Genomic DNA, 12,071 nt, shown 5'->3' with positions numbered 1-12,071 from the left:
CGCCTAGCGGATGAGGTCCTCGGCGATCGCCTGAGCCGCGGCGGCACGCGCGGCCGCGGTGCCGCCGAGGTCGTTCCCCGGCTTGTTCGCGATGAGCACGGCCATGGTCGCCATGCGGATGCGGAGGCGGTCCTCCATCGAGGCGTCGTCGGGCAGGGCGGCCTGCCACAGCCGGACCTTGAGGTCGTGGACCAGGGTGGTCGTCGTGCCGAGGTTCTGCAGCGCGACCTCGTTCTGCTGGATGCAGCGCATGACGTCGCCCGGCACGCCCTGGGTGATCTCGCCGAGGCGGCGGATCATCTCGACGCGGCGCTCGCGCGTGGAGGGCTCGGCGAGCATCCACGTCACCAGGGCGTCGAGGGCGACGGACGCCTCGCTCAGCAGCGACTCGAGGATCTCGTCCTTGGTCTTGAAGTGGTAGTACAGCGCGGCCTTGGTGACGCCCAGGTCCTCGGCGATCTCGCGCAGCGAGGTCTGGTCGTAGCCGTTGTCGGTGAAGCGCTCGAGCGCGACCTCCTGGATGCGCGCACGGGTGTCTCCGCGGCGGCGGGTGGGGGTCTCGGTCATGGCGTCCTCTCGGTGGTCGTCGAGATTCTTGCGTCTCGCGGGAATCGACTTGACGGCCGGCTAGTTCCACTATAGCGTCCTGTCAGTAACTTACCGGGCGGCTAGGAAGTTCCTCAAGGGCCCATCGTCCCGCTTCCGACCCGCCGACCGCCTCGGCCCCCGGGCCCCGGCCCCGCCCGTCAGGGCTCCCCGGCGATGCCGCCCCCGTTTCAGCCGCGCGTCCCGACGCGCCCGTGAAAGGCTCCCATGGACATCACACCCGATCCCCGCCGCTGGTGGGGCCTGGCCGCGATCGGCCTTGCTCAGCTGATGGTCGTGCTCGACATGACCATCGTCAACATCGCGCTGCCCACCGCGCAGGCGGACCTCGGCATCTCGGATGCCGACCGCCAGTGGGTCATCACCGCGTACACGCTCGCCTTCGGCGGCCTGCTGCTCCTCGGCGGCCGCCTCGGCGACGTCTTCGGCCGCAAGCAGGTCCTCATCGTGGGCCTCGTGGGCTTCGCCGCCGCCTCGGCGTTCGGCGGGTTCTCCCAGACCTTCGCGATGCTCGTCGTCGCCCGTGCGCTCCAGGGCGTCTTCGCCGCGCTGCTCGCACCCGCCGCGCTGTCGATGCTCAACGTCACGTTCACGGAACCGAAGGAGCGCGCCCGCGCCCTCGGCATCTACGGCGCGATCGCCGGCGGCGGCGCCGCGATCGGCCTCATCCTCGGCGGCACGCTCACGCAGTACCTCGACTGGCGCTGGACCCTCATGGTCAACGTGCCGATCGCCGTGCTCGCCGTCATCGGCGCGTCGCTGTTCCTGCACAACCACGGCGTCGAGGGCATCCGCACCCGCCTCGACATCCCCGGCGCGCTGCTCGCGACCGCGGGCCTGCTCGCGATCGTCTACGGCCTCAGCGAGGCCGAGCAGCACGGCTGGACCTCGACGCTCGTGCTGTCGATGCTCGGGCTCGGCGTGGTGCTTCTCGGCATCTTCGTCGCCGTCGAGCGTCGCACTCCGCACGCGCTGCTCCCGCTCCACCTGCTGCGCGACCGCAACCGCGTGGGCGCGCTCGTCGCCGTCGGGCTGACCCAGATCGGCATGTTCGGTGTCTTCCTGTTCCTCACCTACTACATGCAGGGCATCCAGGGCTTCTCGCCGCTCAAGACCGGCGTCGCGTTCCTGCCCATGGTCGTCGGCATGATGACCGGCGCGGTGGGCATCTCGGCGCGGTTCCTGCCCCGCGTGGGCCCGCGTCGCCTCATGATCCCCGGCATGCTCATCGGCGCCTCGGCGCTGGCATACCTCACGCAGATCGACGTCGACTCGACCTACTGGGTCCACGTGTTCCCCGGCCTGATCCTCCTCGGCCTGGGCATGGGCATGACGTTCATGCCGTCGATGGCGACCGCCACCGGCGGGGTGCGCGGCAGCGACGCGGGCGTCGTGTCCGCGACGCTCAACACCACGCAGCAGGTGGGCGGCTCGATCGGCATCGCGCTGCTCAACACGGTCGCGGCAACCGCCACCACCAACTGGATCGCCGACCACGGCGGTTCGACACCCGCGGAGATGGCCGAGGCCACCGTCCACGGCTTCTCGACCGCCATGTGGATCTCGGTCGGCGCGGTGCTGCTCGCGGCGCTGTCCGCCGCCATCCTCGTCCGGACGAGGAGCATGTCCGGCGGCGCCGGTCACGTCGAGGCGGAGTCCGCCGTCGCGGCCGCCGGCGAGCAGATCTCCGGCGCGGACGATGCGGCGGTCCCGGCCGTCGTCGGCTCCGACGACGAGGGCGAGCGCGGCTGACGCCTCGACCCCGCACGACTCACCGCTCCGGCGACGGTCCGGGCCTGATCTTCCAGGTCCCAGCCCGTCGCCGGAGCTTCTGCTTATCTCCGAGAGTGGCGGGAGCTCACGGACCGAGCAGCGCGAGCGGCACCACGGCGACGCCGTCCGCGCGACGGTAGGCGGCCGGCCCCGTGGTGATGACCACGCGGTCGGCGACGCGATCGCCGAGCTGGTCGGCGAGCCAGTTGAGGTGGCGGACGTCCCGGTCGCCGACGGTCGCGGCCAGCTTCACCTCGATGGCGACGATCCGGCCGTCCGGCGCTTCGACGATCAGGTCGACCTCGCGTCCGCCATCCCACGTGCGGAGGTGCCCCACCGAGGCGTCGACCGCCTGCGCGTAGGTCCGTACGCTCTGCGTGACAAGCGACTCGAAGAGCGCCCCCAGCCACGTGGCGGGACCGCGGTCGATCCGAGAGCCTTGACCGTCGAGCAGTGCCGCTCGGCTGACGCCGGCCAGCCGCGCGGCCAGCGCCGGATCGACCAGGTGATGCTTGGGTGCGAGCGCGAGCCGCTTGAGTGGGTGGAAGCGGGGAGTCCAGGCGGGCACGGGATCGAGCACGAAGAGCCGCGAGAGGCTGTCGCGGTAGGAGTCCACCGTGGCGCGCGCGGGCTTGGCGGTGATGCCCGCCGTCGCGGCATCGAGGATCGCGCCGTAGGACGCGGTGGAGGCGGTCGCGGCGCCGTATGCGGCGAGCCACGCGCGCAAGGCCTCCGGGCGTCGCACCGTGATCCCGTTCTCGGGCAGCTCGCGGTCGACGATGCTCGTGATGTAGCTGTCGAGCTGCAGTGATCGTGCGCGCTCGGGCAGGCCGCGGACGCCAGGGAAGCCCGACGCGAGGATCTCGTCGACGTAGCCGTCGAAGAGGACCGGGGACTCGCCCGCGATGTCCCGCTGCTCGGCCCCGAGCATCGACCCGAGCGACACGGTGGCGATTCCGGGCAGGCGCTCGCCGAGGGCGAGCGGTCTCATCGTCATGCGGACGATGCGCCCGGCGCCGGAGTGGATCGGCGTGCCCGGCGCGACAGCCGCGGAGCCGGCGAGGAGGAAGTGGCCACCTGTGCTGTCGTCGTCGACGGCGCGCCGCACGCGGTCCCAGACGGCGGGTTCGAGCTGCCACTCGTCGATGAGCACGGGGGCCGCCACCGCCGTGATCCGGTCAAGGTTGGAGGCGACGCTCTCGCGCTGCTGCGGGTTGTTCATCGCGAGCACGGTCGAGGCGCGCTGCGTGGCGGTCGCCGTCTTGCCGACTCCCTTGGCGCCCTCCAAGGCGATGGCGGCAAGGTGGGGGAAGACCTCGTCGAGGATCGTGTCGACGATGCGGCGTTGGTAGGCCATGTAGGCATGATACCGGCTGGCTCGCCGCGCTACTAGGAAGAATCTCAGATGTGCATCAGGAAGATTCTCGCGAAGGGACGAGGAAGGCTCTCGGCGTTGGTTCGCTACACCTTCACGGTCTGCGTGCAGCGCGGGAACGTCGAGCACCCGTAGAACTCGCCGAACCTCCCCTCGCGCCGCACGAGCGTCCCCTCGCCGCATCCGGGGCACACCCGCACCTCCTCGGTGACCGCCTGGCCGTCCTCGGACCGCAGCTCCACGTCGGCGTCCTCGAGCAGCTCGAGCACGAACGGCGACTCGCGCCCCGCGACCGTGAACAGTGTCACCGTCCTGCGGGCCCGCGTGAGCGCGACGTAGAGGAGGCGGCGCTCCTCGGAGTGGCGGAAGCCGTCGTCCTCGGACATCGCGAGGCGCAGCACCGGGTCGTCGGGGATGGTGCTGGGGAACCCGAAGCGGCCGCTCGAGACGTTCGGCAGGATCACGTGGTCCGCCTCGAGGCCCTTCGATCGGTGGATCGTGCGGAAGCGCACGTCGAGCCCGTCGAAGCGCCGCGCGGGCACCAGCTTCCGGTCGAAGCCGTAGCGGCCGAGCACGTCCACGGTGCCCGCCTCGCCGGCCTCGGACAGGCGTTCCAGGTGCGTGCGCACGGCGCCCGCCAGCGCATCGTGCCGCGGCACCCGCACGATCGCGACGGGCGCGCCGCCCGGGCCGCGGAACGCGCGCACGCCCTTGGCGATCTGCGTGGGGTTGGCGGACACGAAGCGGCTCGCGACGTCCGCCGTCGTCTGCGTGGTGCGGAACGTGGTCTGGAGGCGGCGCGTGAGGGCCGGGCCGAAGAGGTCCCCGAAGCCGGTCATCACGGTGAGGTCGGCGCCCGCGAAGCGGTTGATCGCCTGCCAGTCGTCGCCGACCGCGAGGAGGTGCTTCGAATCCCCGACCAGCAGCGCGCGGGTGAGGCGCGCCCGCGCGCGCGACGTGTCCTGGAACTCGTCGACCATGACGAGGTCCCAGCGGGCGAGCGACGGCTCCTGCTCGACGAGCTCCGCCGCGCGCAGCAGCATGTCGTCGAAGTCGACCGCGTCGGCCTCGGCCAGCGCGGCCTGCCAGCGTTCGTGGATGCGCCAGTACAGGTCGAGGAACAGGCGTGTGCGCGGGGTGTCGAGCTCGGGCTGCGCGGCGGCGCGCGCCTCGAGGTCCTCCGGCGTGAGCGCGCCCGACTTCACGTGCGTCATGAAGGTGCGTACCAGGTGGGCGAGCCGCTCGTGCTCGAGCGGCTCGGCGGCGGGCAGCGGCCGGTCCGGGTTCCAGTCGAGCGCGATGCCGTGCTCCTCGAGCGACCGTGCGAGGGCCTCGAAGCCGCTGTGGTCCTCGATCTCGTGCCACGCCGTCTCGACGAGCGCCGTGCCGTGCTTCCGGTGGATGCCGCGCTTCCACTTCATCGTCTCGCGGTAGCCGACGACGCCCGGGGGCGCGGCGCCGTCGGCCCGCAGCGCCCAGTGCTCGTGCCACAGGTCCGCGTCGGGGTAGTGGAACGTGGGCCGGTAGCGCTCGTGGTCGCGGTCGAACAGGTCGTGGACGTACGGGGCCTCGTAGCGGTAGTCGACGCCGTGGAGGAACAGCCAGTCGGCGACCAGCCGCTCGCCCTCGGTGCGCACGGTCTCGCCGCGGTACGTCTCGAAGCCGGTCACGCCGGTGAGGGAGTCGTGGCTGTCGGGCTCGGCGCCCCCGGGCTGGACCTTGCCGTAGAGCAGGCGGAACAGGTCCCACTTGAAGCGGAAGTCGAGCGAGGAGTCGCGCAGCTCGTCGACGATCTCCTGGACCTTCTCGACCTCGGTGCCTGCCTCGATCCACGGCGCGATCCGGGGGCGTCGCCCCGTCGCCTCGCCGATGAGCGCGAGCCCGAACGCGTGGAACGTGCTCGCCCGCACCCCCTCCGACGGCAACCCGAGGGCGGCGAGGCGCATGTCGACGCGTTCCTGCAGCTCGCGCGCCGCGTCGGAGTTGAACGCGAGCATGAGGATCCGCTCGGGTCGCACGAACCCGCGCCGGATCGCGTACGCGGCGCGCGCGACCATCACCGAGGTCTTGCCGGAGCCGGCGGCCGCGATGACGCGCACGCGGTTGTCGAGCGTCACCACCGCGCGCGCCTGCTCGAGCGTGAGGGGCGCCTTCTCGACGCGGGTGAAGAACGACCGCCCGGCGGCCAGCTCGCGCCGCATGATCTCGGCGTTCGCCTGGCCCACGCGCGCCAGCGGGGCGCCGTCGAGGAATGCGAGGGCGCGCAGCTCGCCGGGGGAGAGGTGCGTCTCGAGGTGGGTGCGGGCGTCGGCCGGAACTCCTGCCAGCGCATCGTCCCTGGTGGGAAGGCTGTCGAGCAGTGCGGCGACGGTGTCGTAGGGGACCCAGCGCTGGGCGCGCACGTGGCGCGCGAGCAGCCGCTCGAGCGCGGCGTGCGTCTCGACGGCCTGGGCGAGGGGCGCGGCGAGGGCGCCGCGGGTGACGATGCGCGTGACGGCCGCGCGGATCGCGTCGGCGTCCGTGCGGGTGAGGCCGGGCAGGCGGCGGGGGTGCTCGCCGGTGACGTGGAGCGCGAGGCCGTTCCAGGTGCGGCGCACGGTGAGGCGGCCTGCGTCGACGCCCTCGAAGACCTCGGTCTCGTCGCCGACGGTCAGCGTGAGGCGGTCGTCGTCGCGGGTGAGCGACCATCCCCCTCGACCCGACCACGCCTCATGCACGCGCCCATCCTGCCGTAGCCGGGGAACATCGCCCGCCACCGCATCGTCCGCGACGCGTGCGTCGACCGCGCTCCGATGGCCTAGTCTGGGCCGTCTCGATCGGCGCCGGCGGGGCTCCACACCGACGTGGGCTCCCGGCGCGATCGTCTTGGATTCGAAGGGTTCCCCAGCCATGCCACGCGCACGCACCATCGTCATCGCCTCCGTCGCCACGCTCGCCGTCGGCGTCACCGCCGCCTACTGGTACGAGCGGCCGATGCTCCTCACCGGCACGGGGTACGCCGCGCACAACGCGTGCGCGCTCCACGCGATCGCGGGCAGGGACGATGCGGCGGACGACCTTCCCCCCAACCCCCTCGTGCCGGTGCTCAGCACCAAGCTGACCGACGACGGCACGGCCGCGCAGGCCACGATCCTCGGCGTGCTCGCCAAGCAGAAGGCGTGGGAGGTCGACGGCTACGGGTGCACCCTCGCATCGTCCCGTCCCGACGCGCTGCCCGCCGCGACGGCCGTGTCCGCGGACGCCAACCCGTACACCGACCTTCCGCTCACCGCATCGTCCGACGACGCGGTGACCGCCGCCCTCGCGCGCGGCTTCGGCGACGACCTGCCCGCCGACGCGCAGGCGGAGCTGGGCACGCGCGGCGTCGTGGTGCTCAAGGACGGCCAGCTGGTCGCCGAGCGCTACGCGGACGGCTTCGACCAGACCACGCCCCAGCTCGGCTGGTCGATGACCAAGTCCGTCACCAACCTCATGGTCGGTCGCCTGGTCCAACAGGGCGAGGTGTCGCTCGACGACGACCACCTCGTGCCGTCGTGGACCGACGGGCGCTCCGCGATCACGCTGCGCAACCTCATGCAGATGACCTCGGGCCTGCAGTGGGACGAGACCTACGACCTCGGCACGCCCATCACCCAGATGCTCTACGGCGAGGGAGACATGGGCGCGTACGTCGCGTCACAGCCGCTCGCGCACGAGCCCGGCTCGTACCTCCAGTACTCGAGCGGGGCGACGACCCTCATGTGCGACATCGTGACGGCCGACCGCGGCCAGGCCGACGCTCCGCGCCAGCAGGTCTTCGCGCCGCTGGGCCTGGCGAGCGCGGTCCTCGAGGCCGATGCGGTCGGCACCCCGGTGTGCTCGTCCTACATGTGGGCGACGCCGCGCGACTGGGCGACCATCGGCCAGTTCGCGCTCCAGGACGGCGAGTGGAACGGCGAGCAGCTGCTGCCCGCGGGGTGGATCGCGGACTCCACGACGGCCGTGGAAACGACCGTCGAGGAGGGCTCGGACGGCTACGCGTCCGGCTGGTGGTCGAACGCTCGCCCCGACGGCTCCGTCGTCGAGAAGGGGTTGCCGGCCGACACGTACTTCGCGGAGGGCCACGACGGCCAGTGGGTCGTGGTGGTGCCGTCGGAGCAGCTCGTGGTCGCGCGCCTCGGCTTCACGCCCACGGCCGACGACAACCGCGTGGTGTCGATGGCCGCGGAGCTGGTCGACGCGCTACGGTGACGCGATGATCCCGCGCCCCGCCACCGCCGCCGACGTCGACGCCGTGGTCGGCACGATCGCGCTGGCCTTCGCGCACGACCCGGTGTGGGAGGTCGCCCTGGCGCGCCCGGACGGGTCTGTCGATCACATTCCCGGCTTCTGGCGCTTCTTCGTCGAGGGCGCGCTGGGTCACGGGACGGTCTGGGTGACCGGCGAGGCCGACACGGTCTCGGTGTGGCTACCCGACGGAGCGCCGGAGATGTCCGCCGAGCAGGCCGATGCGCTCCGTCGCCACCTCGACACCTCCCTCGAGCCGTCGCGCGTCGCCGACCTCCTCACCCTGTGGTCGCGCTTCGAGGAGCATCGCGCGCTGCGACCGCCCCACGCCTACCTCAACCTGCTCGCCACCCACCCGCGCGCGGCGGGCAGGGGAGCGGGCATGGCGCACCTCGGCGTCGACCTCGAGCGCTGGGACGCGCAGGGGATGCCCACCTACCTGGAGTCGAGCAACCCGGTCAACAACGTCCGCTACGCGCGGCTCGGCTACGTCGAGGTCGGCCGGTTCCCCACGGTGATCGACCGGTCGCCGGTGACGCTGATGTGGAGGCCGGTCGGGGGCTGACGGCGGCCGTGGGCCCCGCGGCGTCCGCACGACCGACGGGGACCGCCCGCCCTCGCGTGAGTGCGGGCGCTCCCCGTCGGCGCGTGGGTCGGGGCGCGCCGTTCAGGCCACTGTCGCGGTGTCGTGGTGCGGTGCCGGTGCGCCCGCCCGGGAGCGCCGCTGACGTCGCGCCATCATGATGGAGACCGCGACCAGCCAGAACGGCAGGAGGACGTAGCTCACCATCCCCCCGGGCGGGATGCCCGCGGCACCGAGCGCGCCTAGCACCCCGAGCACGAGCGTGACGATCCCGAACCATCGGGGGAGCGCGGCGCCCGTCACGATGCCGAGGCCGGTCGCGATGAATGCGCCGGCTACCCCGATGGCCACCGCGTCCCACGCGAAGTACGCGACGTAGTCGAGGGTGTGCAGCGCCGTGTCGGCGCCCGCCGGCACGCCATGGATGAGGCTCATGTTCCACACGAGCATCTGCGCGGCGCCGGCGACCGCGACGAGCCATCCGCCGTACGCGACCCCGGAGAAGGTGCCCACGACGCCCTCCGAATCGCGCAGGGTGGTGCGCAGCGTCGCGGCGAAGAACAACAGCGCGATGGCCATCACCACCAGGCAGAGGCTCGCCGCCACGTTGGTCGCGAGGTGGTCGGCGATGTAGGCGACGGTGCCACCGCCGGGCGCATCGTCCTCGCGGAACTGGGCGAGCGCGTCCTGCGCCACCCATGCGACACCCGCGATCGCCCCGCTCCACGGTGCGATCCGGTCGAATCTGCTGAGCGACATGCTCGGCTCCTCTCTGTTCGGTGAGGCAACCGTCGGGCTCCCGCCGACCCGCCCGCACGATGCGCGTGTCCCGGACAGCCTGGGAACTTGTCCCGGGAGCCCTGTGCACGCGGGCCCCGATCATCGACACTGGCGGCATGGACGCCGTGCTTGCCATCGCCGTGGGGGCGGTGCCGTGCGTCGCGGGGCTCGTGGTGCTGCTGCACGGCGGGAGCCGCGTCATCGGGTGGCTGCTGGTCGCGCACGGCGTGAGCGTCGGGATCGTGCTCGGGCTGCCGTCCGGCGCTACGGCCGGTGCCGGACGCCTCGGCCTGGTCCTCGATCAGGCGACGCAGGGGATGTGGACGCTCCTGTTCCTGTGGGTCGCGCTGATCGCCTACCTGCTGCCCGACGGCAGGCCGGGATCCCGCCGATGGGCACGGTGGATCCACATCGGGCTCGCGGGCAACGTGCTGTTCTGGATCGGCGCCGCCGCCGATCGCGAAGGCTTCGCCGCGGCGCACGGTGGCGTGGAGCCGCCGGTCGCGTTGCCCGCCTGGCTCGGAGCCGTGGGCGTCCTCGGCCTCGTGGTGGTCACGGCCTTCCTCTTCGGAGCCGTCTGGGCAGTCGGATGGCGGCTTCGGCGGTCCGGCGGTGTCGAGAGGCTCCAGTTGCTCTGGGTCGTGTGGGGCAGCCTGAGCGTGCCGACGGCGCTCCTGCTCGTGTGGGCGGCGTATCTCGCGCGCGATCAGGTCCCGGCTTTCCCGTTCACGTGGGTGCTCGCCATCGGCGCCCTGGGGATCCCCGTCGCGGTGTCCGTCGCGATCGTCCGACACCACCTGCTCGATATCAGGTTGGTGCTGAGCCGCACCCTGGTCTACGGCGCGCTGATCGTGGTCGCGCTGGCCGCCTACGCGGGAATCCTTGCGCTGGCCGGCGCCGTCCTGAGCAGCTCCACCCTCGCGGGTGCGATCGGCATCGCCGTCGTGGCGGTGTCGATGCAGCCCGCGCATCGCTGGATCGAGCGGCGCATCGAGCGCTGGGTCTACGGCTACCGGTCCGAGGCGCAGGCCGCCTGGCGGCTGCTCGGCGAGCGGGCGGAGTCGGCGGACCCCGACGGGCTCGTCGACGCGGTGACGGCTGCGGTGGCCGATGCGCTGCGTGCGGAGCGCGTGTCGATCGGCCCCGCGGGCACCGGGGTCGCGCTTGTGCATCGGGGCGAGCACCTCGGCGACCTCGTGGTCGACCTGCCACCGGGGCGTGTGCTCGACGCGTCCGACCGCGCGTTGCTCGGGGACCTCGCACGCCATGCCGCCGTGCTCGTGCGCGCCGAGCAGCTGAACGATGCGCTGCGCGACTCTCGCAGCCGCCTGGTCTCCGGCCGCGAGGAGGAGCGGCGTCGCCTGCGCCGCGACCTGCACGACGGCGTGGGACCGTCGCTGGCCGCGATCCTGCTCACCCTCAACGCGGCGCAGGCCAAGCGCGATGGTGCCGAGCGCGACGCCCTCCTCGCCGAGGCTCGCGAGGAGGTTCGCGGCACCATCGCCGAGGTGCGCCGCGTGGTCGACGGGCTGCGCCCGGTGGCCATCGACGAGGTCGGCTTGGTTGCGGCGGTGCGCCTGCGCGCGGCGGCGCTGTCCGGCGAGGTCGCCTTCGAGGTGGACGGTGGGGGCGATGCGCCGCGGTTGCCCGCGGCGGTCGAGGTCGCGGCGTTCCGGATCGCCACCGAGGCGATGACCAACGTGGCGCGTCACAGCGGCGCGTCACGTTGCACGGTTGCGTTCCGCGCCGGCGACGCGCTCGAGGTGACGATCGCCGACAACGGTCGTGGCGCGCTCCCAGGGGTCGAGGACGGCGTGGGCTGGAGCTCGATGCGCGAGCGCGCGGCCGAGCTGGGTGGCACCTGCGCGATCGGTCCACGGCCCGAGGGCGGACTGCTCGTGCACGCGGTCCTGCCGCTCGAGTCGGCCCGGTCGCCCGAGCACCTGGTGGAGCCGCGCGCATGATCCGCCTGCTCATCGCGGATGACCATCCCGCGTTCCGGCGCGGGCTCGAGCTCATGGTCGCGGAGGTCGACGACATCACGCTCGTCGGAGCCGCCGCCACAGGGATCGAGGCGGTCGAGCTCGCCGCGAGCGAGCACCCCGACGTGATCCTCATGGACCTGCGCATGCCCGGCCTCGACGGGATGGAGGCGACCCGGCGCATCGTGCGCGACGCGAACGGCTGCGCGGTGGTCGTGCTGACCATGTTCGAGGACGACGACTCGGTGTTCGCCGCCATGCGTGCGGGCGCCCGCGGCTACCTGCTCAAGGGCGCCGAGCAGGACGAGCTCGAGCGCGCGGTGCGTGCGGCCGCGGCAGGGGAGGCCATCTTCGGCCCCGAGATCGCGGCGCGCATCGTCGCGCACTTCGCGACCGGCGCGGGCTCGCGCGTGGCGGCCTTCCCGCAGCTGACCGATCGCGAGAGGCAGGTGCTCGAGCTGATCGCGGCGGGCAAGGGAAACGCAGCGATCGCGCACGATCTGATGATCAGCCTCAAGACCGTGCGCAACCACGTCTCCGCGATCTTCGCGAAGCTCCAGGTGTCGGACCGGGCGGCCGCGATCGTCCGCGCGCGTGAGGCCGGGCTGGCGCGCGAGAGTTGACAGGCCGTCCTTCCGGGCCTTGAAAGCGCCCTGTGCCTGCGATGATGGCGGCGGGCGCCCGTCGCGCCCGCCGTCGAGGGGGT

At 72.6% G+C, this 12,071-nt stretch carries 9 protein-coding genes; 5 read left to right on the top strand and 4 right to left on the bottom strand.

Translation table 11 applies throughout. The features are described 5' to 3' along the window. Positions 1–3: 3 nt before the first annotated feature. Positions 4–567 (bottom strand): TetR/AcrR family transcriptional regulator, encoded by a 564-nt coding sequence (locus AOM04_RS06700; RefSeq protein WP_062464015.1) that lies wholly within the window; start codon positions 565–567, stop codon positions 4–6. Between the two features lie 246 nt (positions 568–813). Between AOM04_RS06700 and AOM04_RS06695 the strand changes: the two genes are divergently transcribed. Then, the gene (locus tag AOM04_RS06695; protein ID WP_082104457.1) at positions 814–2,358 is read left to right on the top strand and encodes an MFS transporter; all 1,545 of its coding nucleotides are present in this window, start codon (positions 814–816) and stop codon (positions 2,356–2,358) included. Positions 2,359–2,464: 106 nt separating this feature from the next. Here AOM04_RS06695 and AOM04_RS06690 read toward each other — a convergent pair whose 3' ends face one another. Continuing rightward, entirely contained in the window at positions 2,465–3,736 is a 1,272-nt protein-coding gene (locus tag AOM04_RS06690; RefSeq protein WP_062464014.1) for an ATP-binding protein, read from the bottom strand. Positions 3,737–3,840: 104 nt separating this feature from the next. Next, a complete protein-coding gene (locus AOM04_RS06685) occupies positions 3,841–6,471 on the bottom strand; it encodes a UvrD-helicase domain-containing protein (RefSeq protein ID WP_062464013.1) in 2,631 nt (876 codons plus the stop codon). A 172-nt stretch (positions 6,472–6,643) separates the two neighbouring features. On the opposite strand from AOM04_RS06685, the gene AOM04_RS06680 reads away from it, so the two are divergent. Together AOM04_RS06680 and AOM04_RS06675 are read left to right on the top strand one after the other, a co-directional pair. Continuing rightward, positions 6,644–7,984: a serine hydrolase domain-containing protein gene (locus tag AOM04_RS06680; RefSeq protein ID WP_062464012.1), complete on the top strand. Its 1,341-nt coding sequence runs from the start codon at positions 6,644–6,646 to the stop codon at positions 7,982–7,984. A gap of 4 nt (positions 7,985–7,988) precedes the next feature. Next, on the top strand, positions 7,989–8,585 hold the full coding sequence (locus AOM04_RS06675; protein ID WP_062464011.1) for a GNAT family N-acetyltransferase: 597 nt from the start codon (positions 7,989–7,991) through the stop codon (positions 8,583–8,585). Between the two features lie 102 nt (positions 8,586–8,687). Here the strand turns inward: AOM04_RS06675 and AOM04_RS06670 are convergent, their stop codons facing one another. Next, positions 8,688–9,362 (bottom strand): hypothetical protein, encoded by a 675-nt coding sequence (locus tag AOM04_RS06670; RefSeq protein WP_062464010.1) that lies wholly within the window; start codon positions 9,360–9,362, stop codon positions 8,688–8,690. A gap of 137 nt (positions 9,363–9,499) precedes the next feature. Between AOM04_RS06670 and AOM04_RS06665 the strand changes: the two genes are divergently transcribed. Further along, complete coding sequence (locus tag AOM04_RS06665) at positions 9,500–11,347, top strand: sensor histidine kinase (protein WP_062464009.1); 1,848 nt, start codon at positions 9,500–9,502, stop codon at positions 11,345–11,347. Then, positions 11,344–11,988, top strand: coding sequence for a response regulator (locus AOM04_RS06660; protein ID WP_082104454.1), 645 nt, complete (start codon positions 11,344–11,346; stop codon positions 11,986–11,988). Before AOM04_RS06665 ends, AOM04_RS06660 begins: the two co-directional genes overlap by 4 nt. Positions 11,989–12,071: the final 83 nt, after the last annotated feature.

Source organism: Demequina soli (assembly GCF_000971195.1).
In the GTDB taxonomy this organism is placed as follows: domain Bacteria; phylum Actinomycetota; class Actinomycetes; order Actinomycetales; family Demequinaceae; genus Demequina; species Demequina soli.
This window is presented reverse-complemented; position numbering and strand designations above follow the sequence as displayed.

What these genes read in the sequence shown, in the direction of transcription:
- AOM04_RS06665 (WP_062464009.1), top strand. Translation starts at nt 9,500, where the DNA reads ATGGACGCCGTGCTTGCCATCGCCGTGGGGGCGGTGCCGTGCGTCGCG.
- AOM04_RS06670 (WP_062464010.1), bottom strand. Translation starts at nt 9,362, where the DNA reads ATGTCGCTCAGCAGATTCGACCGGATCGCACCGTGGAGCGGGGCGATC.
- AOM04_RS06690 (WP_062464014.1), bottom strand. Translation starts at nt 3,736, where the DNA reads ATGGCCTACCAACGCCGCATCGTCGACACGATCCTCGACGAGGTCTTC.
- AOM04_RS06700 (WP_062464015.1), bottom strand. Translation starts at nt 567, where the DNA reads ATGACCGAGACCCCCACCCGCCGCCGCGGAGACACCCGTGCGCGCATC.
- AOM04_RS06675 (WP_062464011.1), top strand. Translation starts at nt 7,989, where the DNA reads ATGATCCCGCGCCCCGCCACCGCCGCCGACGTCGACGCCGTGGTCGGC.
- AOM04_RS06680 (WP_062464012.1), top strand. Translation starts at nt 6,644, where the DNA reads ATGCCACGCGCACGCACCATCGTCATCGCCTCCGTCGCCACGCTCGCC.
- AOM04_RS06660 (WP_082104454.1), top strand. Translation starts at nt 11,344, where the DNA reads ATGATCCGCCTGCTCATCGCGGATGACCATCCCGCGTTCCGGCGCGGG.
- AOM04_RS06695 (WP_082104457.1), top strand. Translation starts at nt 814, where the DNA reads ATGGACATCACACCCGATCCCCGCCGCTGGTGGGGCCTGGCCGCGATC.